The sequence below is a fragment of the Exiguobacterium artemiae genome (assembly GCF_033342815.1).
Taxonomy (GTDB): Bacteria; Bacillota; Bacilli; order Exiguobacteriales; family Exiguobacteriaceae; genus Exiguobacterium_A; species Exiguobacterium_A artemiae_A.
The window spans coordinates 59,720-75,541 of sequence record NZ_JAWPEN010000004.1; the positions used below are offsets into that span (position 1 = coordinate 59,720).

The window sequence follows — 15,822 nt, forward strand, 5'->3', positions numbered from 1 at the left end:
ATTATGCGTCCAGAAGATTTAAACGATTTGTCCTTACTTGGTCAAAAGTCGGTTCCTTATATTTTTGAATATCAGCCGGAAGTGCTCGAAGCCTTCCCGAACCGTCATCCTGAAAATGATTACTTCGTTAAATTCAATGCCCCTGAATTTACAAGTCTTTGCCCGATTACGAATCAACCGGATTTTGCGACGATCTATATCTCGTATATCCCGGATGAAAAATTAGTCGAATCCAAATCACTAAAACTTTACCTGTTCAGTTTCCGCAATCACGGTGACTTCCATGAAAACTGTATCAATGTCATTGGAAAAGATCTCGTCAAACTGATGGAGCCCCGTTACCTTGAAGTATGGGGAAAATTCACACCACGCGGCGGAATTTCGATTGATCCGTATTACAACTACGGCAAACCGGGTACGAAATATGAACAGATGGCAGAACACCGTCTCTTCAATCACGATTTATATCCAGAAACAATCGATAACCGCTAATGCCAAAAATCCTCTTCCATCTGTTGGTGGAAGAGGATTTTTTTCTTGTTAACTGGATGGTAAATCGATGATTTTTTGATCTTCTTCCTGTTGAAGAATCATTTGCGCCGGCCAAATGTCACGCAGTAAATGTTCGTACGGAACACCCAGAACCCTTGCCAACCGTTCAATCATCGAAAAGGATGGATGGGCCAGGCTTCGTTCAATCCGATTCATCATTTCCGATGTCGTGTCCGTCAGCTCGGCAAGCTGTTCGAGCTCTATGCCCTGCCGGTTCCGTAACGTTCGAATTCGTTCTCCATAGTTTGTCAGAGGACCAATCGATTCACTCATGATTTCGTCTCCTTTTTCCAAGCACCTGACGCTCCGCTTTCGTTCCTGTTAACTTATTCCCGATTTTCATTTTTCAACACTCCTTCCATTTATAATATTCATTATCTGAAATATAATTTCAAAAAAATCATAAAAAAGAACTAGCTTTTTAAAAAGTTATCGCTTACAATTTTAGGTGCAAGCGGTTGCATTAATCGCTTACATTTTTTGCACTGATTATACAGATAACAGATACATAGAGGAGTGAGACCACATGAAAAACAAGATTTCATTTGATTTCTGGCAAAAGCTAGGAAAAGCGTTAATGGTAGTCATCGCAGTCATGCCAGCTGCCGGAATCATGATCTCGATCGGGAAGTTGATCGGGATGTACGGTGGCGACATCGTATTGATGCAAACGGTTGCAAGAATCGTTGAAGATTTAGGTTGGGCCATCATTACTAACCTCCACGTCCTGTTCGCCGTTGCCATCGGTGGATCGTGGGCAAAAGAACGGGCCGGCGGTGCATTCGCCGCATTGCTTGCATTTATTTTGGTCAACCGTGTTACAGGTGCCATCTTCGGCGTCAATTCGGCGATGCTGGCGGATCCAAAAGCAACTGTCACATCTTTACTTGGTTCTGATTTAATCGTGAAAGATTATTTCACTTCTGTCCTTGGTGCTCCGGCGCTCAATATGGGCGTATTCGTCGGAATCATCTCCGGTTTCCTCGGAGCCGTACTCTTCAATAAATTTTATAACTTCAGCAAGCTCCCTGATGCACTTGCTTTCTTCAACGGTAAACGGTTTGTACCATTCGTCGTCATCGGCGGGTCTGTCGTTGCTGCGTTCGTTTTATCACTCGTTTGGCCGTTCGTTCAGGGATTACTCAATGACTTCGGACGCTGGATTGCGACGTCACGTGATACGGCACCGATCCTTGCTCCGTTTGTCTACGGAACACTGGAACGTCTGCTCTTACCGTTTGGTCTTCACCACATGCTGACGGTTCCGATGAACTATACGGAGCTCGGAGGAACGTATAAGATTTTAACAGGTGCGGCCCAAGGTTCGACCGTCGCAGGTCAAGATCCGTTATGGCTCGCCTGGATTACCGATCTCGTTAACCTAAAACAAGCCGGTAACACACAAGGATACAACGATTTGATCAACAGTGTCGTCCCGGCACGTTTTAAAGAAGGACAAGTCGTTACTTCTCTTGCTTCACTGATTGGTGTCGCGGTTGCCATGTACATGTCAGTTGATGAAGACAAAAAGAAAGCTTATAAACCGGTCTTCCTATCTGCCGGTCTTGCCGTTTTCTTAACAGGTGTCACAGAGCCGATCGAATTCATGTTCATGTTCATCGCACCTGTCCTTTACGTCGTCTATGCTGTCTTAACAGGTGTTGCCTTTGCGTTAGCTGACGTCATGCATCTTCGGATCCATGCGTTCGGAGCGATTGAATTGCTGACACGGATTCCGCTGATTGCAAAAGCGGGACTGATCGGTGACTTGATCCGCTTTATAGGTGTCTGTATCTTCTTCTTCTTCTTGAACTTCTTTACATTCCGTTTTGTTATTAAAAAGTTCAATTATGCAACACCAGGCCGTAACGGAAACTACTTGGATGATGTCGTCGTTTCGGACAATACTCAAGCTGCGAATGAAGCGGCCGTAACAACCGATCAGTCACAAGCATCACGGATTATCGGATTACTCGGTGGTCAATCGAACATCGAGGAAGTCGATGCTTGTATGACACGTTTACGTGTCACGGTCAAAGATCCAAGCCTCGTCGCTCCGGAATCGGATTGGAAATCCAACGGTGCACTGGGGTTGATCCTAAAAAATAATGGCGTGCAAGCCATTTACGGTCCTAAAGCAGATGTCTTAAAATCAGATATCCAAGATCGAATCGGCGCATAAACCAGATGATTTAGGGTAAATAAGAAAAGGTGAAGCTCTTCTTGAGTTTCACCTTTCTTTATTGAAAAACAGGAGGATCAACCCATGCGATTACTCACATTAAACTGCCATTCTTGGCAAGAAGCTGATCAACTCGAGAAACTTGATCAAATCGTCACGCAAATCATTCAACAGGATTATGATGTCATCGCCTTACAGGAAGTCAGTCAACTGATGGACACGCCTGTTCTGTATGACAATATCCGTGAAGATAATTTTGTCTATCTGATTCAACAAGCTTTGGCTAAACAAGGTTTCGATTATTCGTTTGTCTGGGACTTCTCGCATATCGGATACGATGCGTATGAAGAAGGTCTTGCCCTCTTGACGAAACATCCCATTTTAAAATCGGACAGTTATTACATCAGCCGCAGTCAGGATACGATGGACTGGAAGTCCCGCAAAATCGTCCGGGCGACGATTGATCTCGACGGGACACCAATCACCTTTAATTCCTGCCATCTCGGCTGGTGGGAAGATGCGGATGAGCCGTTCAGCGAACAGTTCAACAATCTGATTGCCCGCATGGATCCTTTGGAATGGACGATGTTCATGGGAGACTTCAACAATGATGCATTGGAACGTGAGACCGGTTATGACTATATGATGCAACGCGGCCTTCATGATGTCTTTTTGCTGGCACAGGAAACCGTCGGCATCGAGACGGTCGAAGGAAAAATCGATGGTTGGGAAGAAAATCAAAAAGGATTACGTCTCGACTTGGTCTTATCGAATCGAAAAATTGATGTCGATCGTGTCGGAGTCGTCTTTGACGGTGTTTTCGCACCGGTCGTTTCGGACCACTTCGGAGTCGAAGTCGATATCTCGATTCAAAAAGAACCCATTTAACGGTTGACAACGCTTTCTTTTCTTTTTATGATGAGAACAACAAGTCAATAGTGCGGATTGTGACAGTACGGCTGGCAAGACCGATTCAGCATCTCGTTCGTGGAGATGCTGTTCGGTCTTGCCTTTTTTTGTGCCTTGTTTGCCGCACGCCTTTCCTAAAGGAGGAACTCAAGATGGATTACAAACAAACTGCAGCCCGTGTCCTTGAACTCGTCGGAGATCGGGAAAACATCATTACCGCCGCCCATTGCGCGACACGCCTTCGTCTTGTCTTACACGATGAATCGAAAGTCGATCAAGCTGCACTCGAAGATTTAGACGGTGTCAGCGGTGCATTTTCAAGTTCCGGTCAATACCAAATCATCTTCGGAACCGGCACGGTCAACAAAGTTTTCGCTGAATTCGCCCCGCTTGCCGGTGTGAAACTGGACGGTGAAGAACCGCTTGATGTCAAAAAAGCCGCTTCGCAAAAATTAAATCCGTTTGCCCGTCTCGCCCGCTCCTTATCAAATGTCTTTGTACCGTTGATTCCGGCCATCGTCGCTGCCGGTCTGTTAATGGGACTGCTCGGCATGATCAAAGCCTTCGGTTGGGTGAGTGGTGACTCGGCCATCGTTCAACTGCTCGATATGTTCTCGTCCTCTGCCTTCATCATCTTACCGATTCTGATCGGTTTCTCGGCGGCCCGTGAATTCGGAGCGAATCCGTACCTCGGTGCCGTCATCGGTGGAATCATGACCCATCCGTCGTTGTTGAATCCATGGACACTCGGAAACAGCGAACCGGAAGTGATGCATTTCCTCGGCATGAACATTGAATTGATCGGCTATCAAGGAACGGTCTTCCCAGTCCTCCTGACAGTTTGGGTCATGGCAAAAATCGAACAGCAGGTCCGCAAACGGACACCGGAAACACTCGATCTTCTCGTCACACCGTTCGTAACGATTCTCGTAACGGGATTCCTCGCTCTGATCGTCATCGGGCCGATTGGAACGTTGCTCGGAAAAGGGATCTCATTTGTACTCGTCTTCTTCTATGAGCAATTCTCGGTCGTCGCCGGTCTCCTGTTCGGCGGTCTGTACTCAACAATCGTCATTACGGGGATGCACCACAGTTTCCATGCGATTGAAGCAGGACTCCTTGCCGACAAGAGTATCGGTAAAAACTTCTTGCTCCCGATCTGGTCGATGGCGAACGTCGCTCAAGGCGGAGCCGGTCTTGCCGTTTACTTCATGACGAAAAACGTTAAACTCAAAGCACTCGCTCTCCCATCTGCATTTTCCGCGTTTCTCGGAATCACGGAACCGGTCATCTACGGGGTCAATCTCCGACTCGGTAAACCGTTTATCGGTGGCGCAATCGGCGGTGCAATCGGCGGTGGATACGTCGTCTTGACGCAAGTCGCAGCGAACGCTTACGGATTAACGGGTATTCCGATGATTGCCATCGTTGCGCCGCTTGGGGCTTCGAATTTGATCAACTACCTCGTTGGTTTTGCGATTGCTGTCGCAACAGCTTTCGTTTCTACCGTCATCTTGATGCGTCTCGATGCACGCAAACAAAAACAGACGGATTTGGCTGCTTAATTAAAAAATGCGACCCCTTGAGAATCCTCTTCGGGTCGCATTTGTCAGTTTTCCTAGATTGCCGATAACCCGTATAATGGAAGTAGAAAGGAGGTAGTCAGACTGATCATTCATAAAGTACTCAATAACAATGCTATTGTCACAAAGGAACAAGGTCAGGAACGGATCATCATGGGACCGGGCATTGCTTTCGGCAAGAAAAAGAAGGATCCTGTTGATCCGACGAAAATCGAAAAAATGTTCATCCCGTCTTTTGAGAATGCTGAACAGTTCAAGGAAATCCTGACGACGACACCACTCGATATCATCGATTTGTCGGAACAGATTATTTCTTATGCAGAAGGCGAACTGAAAACACCTTTTCATGACTACATTCATGTCAGTCTGACCGATCACCTCGCCCATGCCGTCCGTCTGGCCCGGGAACAACTGGTCGTCCACAACCGGTTGGCGGAAGAAATCCGGTTGCTGTATACTGCCGAATATCAGATTGGCGAATGGGCCGTCGCCCATATCGAACAAAAGTTAGCTGTTTCCTTACCAAAAGAAGAAGCCGCGAACATCGCGCTCCACTTGTATAATGCGCGTCAACGGCATCCCAACATGGCAACCGCCCTGCAAACGGCGACGTTACTAAACGAGTTGCGGGAACAAATCGAAGCCTTTTTCGATCAGACGATCGAAACGACGTCGATGACCTATTACCGGTTCTTCACCCATATGAAACTCGTCTTAGCCCGGATCGAACAAGGGCAAACGTTGCATGATATGGATGATGTCATCTTGTCTGCCGTAAAAACGCGGTATACGGACGCCTTCCGCTGTGCGGAAAATATGGCTGCCTGGTTGGAACAGGAACTGCAGACGACTGTGCCGCAATCCGAAGTTGGCTATATGGCCCTTCATGTAGAACGGATCCGGCCAGATTTTGAAAGGGGTAAATCACATGAAAATTTATAGTCTTGGTGAAGCACTGATCGATTTAATTCCACTCGATGCCGATAATGTAACATTCCAAAAAAACCCGGGTGGTGCTCCGGCCAATGTCGCCGTCGGATTAGCGCGGCTCGGTGCCGACAGTTATTTCCTCGGGTCCGTCGGTGACGATTCGATGGGACACTTTTTGAAAGATACACTCCACCATTACGGTGTGAAGACGGATCACCTCGTCTTTGATCCGGAGCATAAAACCGGCCTTGTCCTTGTCACGAATGCCGCCGACGGTGAACGGTCGTTTGAATTCATCAACAGTTACCGGGCAGATATGAGTTTTCATGAAAAAGATATTCCGGATTCCCTTGCAGAAGCGGATCTCCTGCACATCGGATCGATCTCCTTGATTTCCGGAGATGCGGTCGAAGCAACACGGCGGGCGATTGAAGTCGCAAAGTCGAATAATGTCCCCATCTCTTACGATCCAAACTTACGTGAATCGTTATGGTCGGACTTAGATGCCGCCCGTTCCACGATTCGTTCCGTCTTACCGGATGCTCAAATCGTGAAACTGGCGGAGGAAGAACTGACCTTTTTAACGGGACAGACGAATCTGGATGAAGGAGCTGCCGAGTTGCTCGCAGAATATCCGATCCGTTTGCTCGCTGTGACACGCGGCGCAGAAGGTTCTCTGATTTATACCGACCGCTCGATGGCTGAAATTCAGGCGATTTCGGTGGATGCAATCGATACGACGGGCGCAGGCGACGCCTTCATGTCCGGTCTCCTGCATCAATGCGCCATCCGCTCGTTTTCGTTTGACTGGGATGAAACAGAATTACAGGATATCGGTCGATTTGCTGCGATTTCCGGAGGACTGGCGGCATCCGTCAAAGGCGCCATGGCCGCCTTGCCGACGCTTGACGAGGTTTCACGACGGTTGACGTAACATATATGAGAAGACATCAAACCCGCTCCCCTGTCCAATCAGACAGAAGAGCGGGTCTTTTTTTACTGTGCAGATATGAATTCCCGGATCACCTTCAACGTTTCATCCTGTTGTGCTTTTGACGTCAACGGACTGTCATTGTCTCCTTTTTGTTTTCCATACATCCCGAAGTTTGCATGGTTCCCGTCTTTGATCAAATGAAAGACCGCATCGGAGCGGACATCCTGTTTGCTGTCCTCAATATCCTTGACCGGTAACACCCCATCCCGTCCACCGTAAACGGTTAGCGATGGGGTATCGATGGCATCAATCGGATAAGAAGCCAAAAAAATCATGCCTTTGATTTTCGGACTGTCTTCCAAAATCGTTGAGGCTGCGCTTCCGCCTAACGAATGTCCGATCAAATACCAACGTTTGATTTTCGGATGATCTTCGATGATCGATAATCCTTTTTTAGAGTCAAGCAGCGCAATATTAAAAGGTAATTTCGGAAGCGCTACGTAATATCCTTCTTTCGCTAATTGATGACCGAGATAACTGTACGCGGCAGGATCCACTTTTGCACCTTGATAAAAAATGAACCCTGTTTCACTCGTATCATCTCCGAATTGATAACCTTGTCCGACCGGTTCACCGAGATATTGCTGCGCTTCTTTTGTTGGATTGTAATCAAATTGAGCCCAAATCATGAATGCTGCAACTAAAATCCCTACCAGAATCAGTAAACTGATGCTGATTCGTTTTAACCATCTTTTCATATTCATCCCTCCTCTTTTATGATACCCAATCTAATGTGCAAAATCACATATGAAAGCATTGTTTTGAATTTTCAGTTAATGTAAGCGTATCTATCTCTTTTTCAATATTTGGTTTAAGATTAAAAAAGCATCCGTTATTCGAAAGGGGAATCATTTGTTTTGCCACGTACTGTTGTCTCCACGATTCAGTGGTTTTTGTTTATTATTTGTACTAACATTGCCCCGCCACTTGCGATTGCCGCCTCATTTGAACTATCAAGTGCAGATACCCTCGCTTTCCTCTCTCGTTGTTTATTCGTTTTTGCAATTTTGAGTCTTGTTCAGGTTTTATTCGGTCATCGTCTGCCGATCATGGAAGGGCCTGCCGGTATTTGGTGGGGAGTATTCGCTCTTTATTCTTCCATCGGGATCACATTGTACGGCAGTTACTCCAATACGTTACAGTCTCTTGGTTTTCTCCTGATCTTAAGCGGGATTATCTGCATCATCCTGACCCTGACCGGGGTACTTCGCCGCCTCGTTCCTTTGTTCACACCACAGGTCATCGGTGTTTACATGTTACTGTTATCGGCTCAATTATCCGGTTCGGTCATGAAAGGACTGCTGAATATCGAAGATGGAAAGATTCAGGTGCTTCCTGCCGTCATTTCTGTCTTAACGGTCATCATCTCACTCTACTTGGAACGCAGCGACCGGTTACGTCAGTATGCTTTATTGATCACCCTGCTCGTCGGTTGGAGCATGTTTGCTTTAATCGGTCGTGCCGAGATGCCGACATTTGACGGTCCATTCTTCACCTTCCCTGATTTGATGCCGTTCGGTGGCATTCATCTCGATTGGAGTTTGCTTCCGACAGCCCTGATCATCTCGTTATTACTGATGACAAACGTCTTGGCGAACATCAAAGTCATTGAACGAATCATCAGCGCAAAACGTGGAGAGAAGGTCAAAGGACAAGTGGCGACTGCCGGTGTGACTGCCGGAATCGGACAGATCTTCGCAGGAATGTTCGGAACAGTTGGTCCTGTTGCGATTTCCGGGACAGCCGGTTTCATCGCCTCAACAGATAATACGGACCGCAAAGCCTTTGCGATCGCGAACGTTGTTTGTCTGTTCCTCAGCATCGTCACACCGTTCGTCGGACTGATTGCTAAAATCCCGGTCGCTGTCGGATACGCGATGGTCGCTCCGATCGTTGCCGGTATGGCCATCATCGGTGTGACGGAAGCTTCACGGGAATTGAACCGTCAGACCGCGATGATTACGGTCGGCTTACCGGTTCTCGTCGGAATCGGTGCCCTGCTCCTTCCGAAAGGCGCCACTTCCGATTTACCTCCGCTCGTCACGACATTGATGTCGAACGGTCTCGTACTCGGAACACTCGTCGCCCTGCTTGCTGAATCACTGCGTCATATCCGAACGAATGATTAAAAAAAAGACAGCTGATTTTGGAAGGAGTTCTTCCAAATCAGCTGTCTTTTTCGTGGATATTTCTTAACGAATACCACGCATATATTTCTGAAGTTTTGGTGCGAATGCAAACAGGATAATCCCGAGAACGATCGCAACGAGTCCGGTAATTCCGAAGTACGCCACTTCAGTATCCGCTCCGTAATATTTTACGATTTGAGCGTTGACGGCTTGTCCGGTCGCATTCGTCAAGAACCACAGACTCATTGTCTGTGCCGAGAAAGCAGCCGGTGCCAATTTCGTTGTCGCTGATAATCCGACCGGTGATAAGAACAACTCACCGATGACAACGAGGAAGAAGCTGAGCGCAAGCCAGAGTGGGCTGACCGTCGTATCCGTTCCAAACAATAAGCCGGGTAACATCATGACGATGAACGACAAGCCGGCAAAGACTAAACCAAACGAAAACTTCTGCATCGTCGTCGGCTGACGATCGCCGAGCTTCACCCAAAAGCTTGCAAATACAGGTGCGAGGACGATGATGAACAATGGATTCAATGACTGGAAGAAGGCCGGTTCCAGACCAAAGCCGAGGAACGAAAGATTTGTCCGTTCATCTGCAAAAATCGAAAGCACGTACGAACCCTGTTCCTGAATCGCCCAAAATACTGCAGCAGCAATGAAGAGCGGGATGTACGCAAGCAGACGCGAACGTTCGTCATCCGTAATCTTCGGACTCCGCAGCATAAAGGTGAAGTAAGCAATCGGAATCAAAATTCCAAGGAATGTGACCATGAGTGTAAAGCGGCTGATCGTCAAAAGTCCTGTCAGCGATGCAATCGTACCAAGAACCGCAAGTGCGATAATGACAACCGCTGCAATCGTAAAGAACCGTTTCCGTTCGTTTCCTTCAAGCGGATTCAAGACGTATGTTCCCGCTTGTCCCAGGTTCTTTTTCTTCGTCAAGACGAAGACGATCAGACCTAAGAACATTCCGATTGCGGCAAGTGCAAAACCAGCGTGGTATCCGGCTGAGTCTGATACTTTACCAACAATCAATGGTGCGAGAAATGCACCGGCATTGATCCCCATGTAGAAGATACTGAATCCAGCGTCACGACGGTTATCCGTTTTGCTGTAAAGATCACCGACGATGTTCGAAACGTTTGGTTTCAAGAACCCTGTTCCGATGACGATCAGTCCCATCGAGATGAACAATGCCGTGATTCCGGCCGGTAACGCGAGGACGATGTGTCCGAGCATGATGAGCACGCCGCCGTAGAAAACCGTCCGGGAAGTTCCGAGCAGTCGGTCAGCGACCCAACCACCGATGATTCCGGACATGTAAACCAGTGATCCGTAAACCGCCATGATCGATGCAGCTGTCGGTTTGTCGATTCCAAGACCACCGTTGGCAACTGAATCATACATGTAGAAGATAAGGATGGCACGCATCCCGTAGTAGGAGAACCGCTCCCAAAACTCAGTAAAGAATAACGTGAACAGTCCTTTTGGATTTCCAAAGAATCCTTTTTGCGGAACAGTCTTGTAGACCTGATCGCGATCAAACTCTGCCATATGAACGGCTCCTTTCGTCTACCCTCGATCTGTGTACGTTGTCCAATCTTTTTCCCGCTTTCCCCAAACGATAAGCATGAACGAACCAATTGAACGCAAATACACTGTTTTGCCTGAATTGTCTCACTTCTTTTTTTGTTTATGAGACAGCACTATATCATTCAACCGTAAATCATTTGATGAGTCAAATATTAATTTCCGCCCATAAAAAAAAGAGTGACACGAAAAATTCGTTCACTCAGGTCTGCATCTCTTTTGATTCCACAATCGTCACGCCCGGTGGTTCATGCAAGGTATGATGAATCATCGCCTGTGCGACCTTTGCCGCTTCAATCGGTGCATACGGACTGCGCCGCAACAAGGGGCGTAATACGGTCGACACCCGGGCCGCCGCCTGTTCGCCGAAACGGAACTCGTCCCGCTCTCCTAATAACAATGAAGGTCGGAAGATCAGCAAGGCATCATAGCCGAGCACACGTAATCCGTTTTCCGCATCGCCTTTCACACGGTTATAAAATGTTTTCGCATTCGGATGGGCACCGAGTGCTGAAATCAAGGCGAATCGAGTGGCTCCGAGATCAAGCAATTCCCGCCCTGCCTCGATCGGATACGTGTAATCCACGAGACGAAACGCTTCCTGGGATCCGGCCTGTTTAATCGTCGTCCCCAGCGCACAGTAGACGTGGTCGACTTCCGGTAATTCGATTTCCGTCACATGATCAAAATCAATCACCCATTCTTCGAGTTTCTGATGAAATCGATTCATCGGACGACGTACGAGAACATGTACTTCCTGATACGCATCATGCGCCAATAGTTGATCGACCAGCTCCTGCCCCACTAAGCCGGTCGCGCCTAAAATAGCTGCTTTCATCATCCATCCTCCTCTTGATTTTCACGTTGCCCGATCGGTAAGAAATAGGATCGATTTCCCGTGATCCGTTCACCTGCCCGCACTCCGACAGCACTCGGTCGCCCGCCAAGCACAAACACACCAAACATGTATGCGACTTCTGTTTCATCTTCTAATGGCCACATCGGTAATTCCTGATACCGCTGATACACGGCCGACTGATTACTGAATGAACGTTGTTCGTTGCTAAACAGAACCGTTCCGTCCCCTTGACGGACGGTCACGGTATCCCCTTCCCGTCCAAAAATCGGTTTTTCGACGAAAGCTTGATGCTGACGTAAAAACGGCTCCGGACTCAAATAGGTCGGCAGGAAGTACTCCTCAATGACCTCATGATCGCGCCCGGTCAAATAAGGATGATTCGTTTCATGTAACAGCCAAATCAATGCCAGGACCGACTTCGCCTGCATCAAGAAAGCCGATGGTGGATTAATGATTTCAAGCAGCCCCATCTCGACGAGCTGAAGCAATAAACGTCCGAGCTCTGTTCCGTCTTCATCACGGTCGAGTAAAGCCATCTCGATCGGAAACGTCTGCCTGTAAAGAATATCGATTCGTCGTCCCTGCTGGTCATACAATCCATCTTCTGCTCGTATCTCAAGTTCGTCAAGAGGACAGTATGTAGCACCGGCAACAAATTGTTGCAGATACTCTGTCGTCCACCGGTCTTCGATGTTGTCTCCGTGTGAAGTAAACACGACATGCGGATTTTCGAGATGGATCCGGTGGCTTGCCGCCTTCACCGCACGATCAACGCTGTCCGCCAACTGTTTCGCCTGCCCGTCATTGTACGATCCCAATCCCACTTTCCGTGCAATCCGGTCGTTGACTTCAAAACATTCCTTGATGAACGTCGGCGTATCCGCATTCCATTCCATGACCGATATCCGATTGCCTGTGACAATGAAATCAAAACGGCTGATGACCGATAAAGGCCGCATCGTCTGCAACCGTAAAAAGGACAGGGCAGCTTTCGGAAAACCGAGTTCAATCAATCCGTCGTCATCCATCGTCCAAAGAATCGGAATCACTTTTTCAAAGATGGTATAGGCTTCCCGAGCCGCCATGCGCAAGGCTTCGATCGTTTCTTTCGGAACAGGCATCACTTCTGCCAAGGCATACGTTTCACCGTCGAGCACATCCCAAAAAGCGTCAATATCCCCGTAGAGTTCCTGCCGTGTCCTCATCCGCCGAAGAAGCCGGACGACGATCCCGTCCCAAATCCTTTCGTCTTGCTGTTATAACTTTTGACGTCTTTTGACCGGGGTGTATACCCTTTCGTCCGCATCGCACTATGCATCAAGGCACGTGAAGCAAAATAACTTCCTCCCCAGTAAAAGAACCCGGAGTGTGTCGAACTTGAATCATCGCAATACCAAACACCTTCATCATTATCATATTCATAATCGTCACAATCCGGATCATCCGGACGCTCCGCTTTTGCATTATCCGATCCACACCCGCTGAGCGTCGTTCCGACCAACAATGTAGCTGCAAGTGTCGCCTGTTTCATCCAACTCACATCGCATACCCCTTTCATCACAATTTGTTATTCTAAGTATACGCTTTTTCCAGCAAAAAAGTTTCTAAGTCGTTCCGGAACTTTTTTCGTTAATGCCAGTAGAATAACGAAGAAGACTTGAGGAGGAATTCAAATGTCACTTGCCTATTATGTCGAAGATCAAAATGAATTTAAATCCATTTATCAATACAGCCGTTTCGCCATTGACCCGGAAGAAATCATTGCGCATCAACTCTGCGAATTCCATATCATCGAAGGGCACTTATACGAGTTGCGGTCCAATGAAATGGACGGGGAATATGACCAGTTGATTGTCGATCATGTCGAGGCTTCCCCCCGTGATCCGGCGGACCGTGTCTATCCGCCGCACCAGATTCATCTCGAGTTCCGGCGCTTCCAGGCAGGCGGTTCACATCCCGTCATCAAGACAGTGACAGTCCCGAATCATATTCAGGCCATGCGCTTTTTGGTCAAAGATAAACTGAGTGTACCGGATCACGGGGTCTTTGAGCGGGACAGCTGTGAAGTCGATTTAGACCGAAACTGTTACGTGATTTATTTAGGTGAAGAAATCATTTAATGAAAGAATTAAGTATAGTTCGTTTTCAAGACACGTTTTTTTTGGCATACTAGAGGATAAGAACGAATTAATCGAGGTGAACACACATGAGCGAACAACCAAAAAAATTGTCTCTTCAAGAAGCAATGATTGAACAATTAAAAGCAAAAAAACAATCACAGACAAAACGTCCGACCGGTTTGCGCGGAACAGAAACAAAACAAATGACAAGCCAAAAAACGAAAAAAACGAACAACCAGAAAAAACGGACAGGCGTCTAATTGAATTCGTGAAATAAGGGAGTAACTATGAGTATTTTAACGGTATCAAACTTAAGCCATGGTTTTGGCGATCGTGCGATTTTCGAAGATGTCTCGTTCCGTCTGTTAAAAGGGGAACACATCGGTCTCGTCGGAGCGAACGGCGAAGGAAAATCGACGTTCATGAACATCATTACTTCGCAGCTTGAACCAGACGAAGGAAAAGTCGAATGGGCAAAACACGTTCGGGTCGGCTATCTGGATCAGCACGCTGTTCTTTCCAAAGGACTCACGATTCGTGATGCCTTAAAGGGAGCATTCCAATACTTGTTCGACATCGAGCAGGAAATCAATGATCTGTATACAAAAATGGGTGAAGTCGAACCAGACGAACTCGAAAAAATGTTAGAAGAAGTCGGGGTCTTACAAGACATCTTGACGAACAATGATTTTTATACGATTGATGCGAAAGTCGAAGAAATTGCACGCGGTCTAGGTCTTGATGAGATCGGTCTCGATCGTGATGTCCAGGAACTGAGCGGCGGACAGCGGACAAAAATCCTGCTCGCGAAACTGTTGCTCGAAAAACCAGACATCCTGTTACTCGATGAGCCGACCAACTACTTGGATGTGCAACATATCGAATGGTTGAAACGTTACCTCAATGATTACGAAAATGCGTTCATCTTGATTTCACACGACATTCCATTCTTGAATAGTGTCATCAACTTGATTTACCATATGGAAAACCAAGGACTCAATCGTTACGTCGGTGATTACGACAACTTCCTGACTGTCCATGAGGCGAAGAAGAAGCAACATGAGTCGGCCTTCAAACGTCAACAGCAGGAAATTTCCGAGCTGAAAGACTTCGTCGCCCGAAATAAGGCCCGTGTCTCGACACGGAACATGGCGATGTCGCGTCAGAAGAAACTCGATAAGATGGATGTCATCGAACTCGCGCAGGAACGTCCGAAACCTGAGTTTCATTTCCAGACAGCCCGGACACCAAGTAAGTTGATGTTCGAAGCGAAAGGACTTGTCATCGGTTACGATGAGCCGCTTTCCCGTCCGCTTGACTTGATGATCGAGCGCGGTCAAAAAATCGCGTTGCACGGAGCGAACGGTATCGGGAAGTCGACTTTGCTGAAAAGTCTGCTCGGAGAGATTCCTTCGGTTTCCGGTACAGTCGAACGCGGGGAAAATCTTCACATCGGCTACTTCGAACAGGAAATTAAAGAAAAAAATTCGAATACGTGTATCGAAGAGATCTGGGGCACATTTCCTTCTCTGACACAGCAACAGGTCCGGGCCATGCTCGCGAAATGCGGTCTGATGACGAAACACATCGAATCGAAAATCGAAGTGCTCAGTGGTGGGGAAAAGGCGAAAGTCCGTCTTTGTAAATTGATGAACACGGAATCCAACATTCTGGTTCTCGATGAGCCGACTAACCACTTGGACGTCGAAGCAAAAGAAGAACTCAAACGGGCTCTTCAGGAGTACAAAGGAACGGTTCTGTTGATTTCACACGAACCTGAATTTTACGAAGCCGTCGCAACGGATTTATGGAATTGTGAATCGTGGACGACAAAAGTGTTCTAAAGTTAAACACCATCTGACGGAAGGTCGGGACTCGATTTTTAGATCGAGTCCCGCGTTCCGTCTTTTTTTGTGTTCTCATTTAATTCATAGACTTAATCATTGCCTTGTTCAACGATTTGTATCAAAC

General features: G+C 47.4%; 16 protein-coding genes. 10 read left to right on the forward strand and 6 right to left on the reverse strand.

What is annotated here, in order from left to right; genetic code table 11:
• The first annotated feature begins 3 nt into the window (after positions 1-3).
• Entirely contained in the window at positions 4-492 is a 489-nt protein-coding gene (gene queF, locus R7V76_RS05850; RefSeq protein WP_012371770.1) for a preQ(1) synthase, read from the forward strand.
• Between the two features lie 48 nt (positions 493-540).
• Here the strand turns inward: queF and R7V76_RS05855 are convergent, their stop codons facing one another.
• Entirely contained in the window at positions 541-825 is a 285-nt protein-coding gene (locus tag R7V76_RS05855; protein ID WP_290828092.1) for a helix-turn-helix domain-containing protein, read from the reverse strand.
• A gap of 253 nt (positions 826-1,078) precedes the next feature.
• Between R7V76_RS05855 and R7V76_RS05860 the strand changes: the two genes are divergently transcribed.
• From R7V76_RS05860 to R7V76_RS05880, 5 genes are all read left to right on the forward strand, one after another.
• Positions 1,079-2,734 carry a PTS transporter subunit IIBC gene (locus tag R7V76_RS05860; protein WP_290828091.1) on the forward strand — a complete coding sequence of 552 codons (1,656 nt, stop codon included), beginning with the start codon at positions 1,079-1,081 and terminating at the stop codon, positions 2,732-2,734.
• Between the two features lie 84 nt (positions 2,735-2,818).
• Positions 2,819-3,622, forward strand: a complete 804-nt coding sequence (locus tag R7V76_RS05865; protein WP_318091566.1) for an endonuclease/exonuclease/phosphatase family protein — start codon at positions 2,819-2,821, stop codon at positions 3,620-3,622.
• Positions 3,623-3,795: 173 nt separating this feature from the next.
• Positions 3,796-5,208, forward strand: coding sequence for a sucrose-specific PTS transporter subunit IIBC (locus R7V76_RS05870; RefSeq protein ID WP_290828089.1), 1,413 nt, complete (start codon positions 3,796-3,798; stop codon positions 5,206-5,208).
• 108 nt (positions 5,209-5,316) lie between these two features.
• The gene (locus R7V76_RS05875; protein WP_318091674.1) at positions 5,317-6,168 is read left to right on the forward strand and encodes a PRD domain-containing protein; all 852 of its coding nucleotides are present in this window, start codon (positions 5,317-5,319) and stop codon (positions 6,166-6,168) included.
• Positions 6,155-7,090: a carbohydrate kinase family protein gene (locus tag R7V76_RS05880; protein ID WP_318091567.1), complete on the forward strand. Its 936-nt coding sequence runs from the start codon at positions 6,155-6,157 to the stop codon at positions 7,088-7,090. The genes R7V76_RS05875 and R7V76_RS05880 overlap by 14 nt, the downstream gene beginning before the upstream one ends.
• Before the next feature lie 62 nt (positions 7,091-7,152).
• Here R7V76_RS05880 and R7V76_RS05885 read toward each other — a convergent pair whose 3' ends face one another.
• Positions 7,153-7,848, reverse strand: coding sequence for an alpha/beta hydrolase (locus R7V76_RS05885; protein WP_318091568.1), 696 nt, complete (start codon positions 7,846-7,848; stop codon positions 7,153-7,155).
• Between the two features lie 159 nt (positions 7,849-8,007).
• Here R7V76_RS05885 and R7V76_RS05890 point away from each other — a divergent pair, with 159 nt between their 5' ends.
• A complete protein-coding gene (locus R7V76_RS05890) occupies positions 8,008-9,279 on the forward strand; it encodes a purine/pyrimidine permease (protein WP_318091569.1) in 1,272 nt (423 codons plus the stop codon).
• 63 nt (positions 9,280-9,342) lie between these two features.
• On the opposite strand, the gene R7V76_RS05895 is transcribed toward R7V76_RS05890, so the two are convergent.
• From R7V76_RS05895 to R7V76_RS05910, 4 genes are all read right to left on the reverse strand, one after another.
• Positions 9,343-10,836, reverse strand: a complete 1,494-nt coding sequence (locus tag R7V76_RS05895) for a peptide MFS transporter (protein ID WP_290828082.1) — start codon at positions 10,834-10,836, stop codon at positions 9,343-9,345.
• Between the two features lie 238 nt (positions 10,837-11,074).
• Positions 11,075-11,710: an NAD(P)H-binding protein gene (locus tag R7V76_RS05900; RefSeq protein ID WP_290828080.1), complete on the reverse strand. Its 636-nt coding sequence runs from the start codon at positions 11,708-11,710 to the stop codon at positions 11,075-11,077.
• Positions 11,710-12,936, reverse strand: coding sequence for a glutathionylspermidine synthase family protein (locus R7V76_RS05905; protein WP_318091571.1), 1,227 nt, complete (start codon positions 12,934-12,936; stop codon positions 11,710-11,712). Before R7V76_RS05905 ends, R7V76_RS05900 begins: the two co-directional genes overlap by 1 nt.
• Complete coding sequence (locus R7V76_RS05910) at positions 12,933-13,262, reverse strand: hypothetical protein (protein WP_012371783.1); 330 nt, start codon at positions 13,260-13,262, stop codon at positions 12,933-12,935. The genes R7V76_RS05905 and R7V76_RS05910 overlap by 4 nt, the downstream gene beginning before the upstream one ends.
• 142 nt (positions 13,263-13,404) lie before the next feature.
• Between R7V76_RS05910 and R7V76_RS05915 the strand changes: the two genes are divergently transcribed.
• From R7V76_RS05915 to R7V76_RS05925, 3 genes are all read left to right on the forward strand, one after another.
• Positions 13,405-13,851 (forward strand): hypothetical protein, encoded by a 447-nt coding sequence (locus tag R7V76_RS05915; RefSeq protein WP_214767574.1) that lies wholly within the window; start codon positions 13,405-13,407, stop codon positions 13,849-13,851.
• A gap of 86 nt (positions 13,852-13,937) precedes the next feature.
• Positions 13,938-14,111 (forward strand): hypothetical protein, encoded by a 174-nt coding sequence (locus tag R7V76_RS05920; protein ID WP_012371785.1) that lies wholly within the window; start codon positions 13,938-13,940, stop codon positions 14,109-14,111.
• Positions 14,112-14,138: 27 nt separating this feature from the next.
• Positions 14,139-15,695: an ABC-F family ATP-binding cassette domain-containing protein gene (locus R7V76_RS05925; protein WP_012371786.1), complete on the forward strand. Its 1,557-nt coding sequence runs from the start codon at positions 14,139-14,141 to the stop codon at positions 15,693-15,695.
• Positions 15,696-15,822: the final 127 nt, after the last annotated feature.

Coding starts and splice junctions, on each gene's coding strand:
- queF (WP_012371770.1), top strand. CDS start 4: ATGCGTCCAGAAGATTTAAACGATTTGTCCTTACTTGGTCAAAAGTCG.
- R7V76_RS05855 (WP_290828092.1), bottom strand. CDS start 825: ATGAGTGAATCGATTGGTCCTCTGACAAACTATGGAGAACGAATTCGA.
- R7V76_RS05860 (WP_290828091.1), top strand. CDS start 1,079: ATGAAAAACAAGATTTCATTTGATTTCTGGCAAAAGCTAGGAAAAGCG.
- R7V76_RS05865 (WP_318091566.1), top strand. CDS start 2,819: ATGCGATTACTCACATTAAACTGCCATTCTTGGCAAGAAGCTGATCAA.
- R7V76_RS05870 (WP_290828089.1), top strand. CDS start 3,796: ATGGATTACAAACAAACTGCAGCCCGTGTCCTTGAACTCGTCGGAGAT.
- R7V76_RS05880 (WP_318091567.1), top strand. CDS start 6,155: ATGAAAATTTATAGTCTTGGTGAAGCACTGATCGATTTAATTCCACTC.
- R7V76_RS05885 (WP_318091568.1), bottom strand. CDS start 7,848: ATGAAAAGATGGTTAAAACGAATCAGCATCAGTTTACTGATTCTGGTA.
- R7V76_RS05895 (WP_290828082.1), bottom strand. CDS start 10,836: ATGGCAGAGTTTGATCGCGATCAGGTCTACAAGACTGTTCCGCAAAAA.
- R7V76_RS05900 (WP_290828080.1), bottom strand. CDS start 11,710: ATGAAAGCAGCTATTTTAGGCGCGACCGGCTTAGTGGGGCAGGAGCTG.
- R7V76_RS05905 (WP_318091571.1), bottom strand. CDS start 12,936: ATGAGGACACGGCAGGAACTCTACGGGGATATTGACGCTTTTTGGGAT.
- R7V76_RS05910 (WP_012371783.1), bottom strand. CDS start 13,262: ATGAAACAGGCGACACTTGCAGCTACATTGTTGGTCGGAACGACGCTC.
- R7V76_RS05915 (WP_214767574.1), top strand. CDS start 13,405: ATGTCACTTGCCTATTATGTCGAAGATCAAAATGAATTTAAATCCATT.
- R7V76_RS05920 (WP_012371785.1), top strand. CDS start 13,938: ATGAGCGAACAACCAAAAAAATTGTCTCTTCAAGAAGCAATGATTGAA.
- R7V76_RS05925 (WP_012371786.1), top strand. CDS start 14,139: ATGAGTATTTTAACGGTATCAAACTTAAGCCATGGTTTTGGCGATCGT.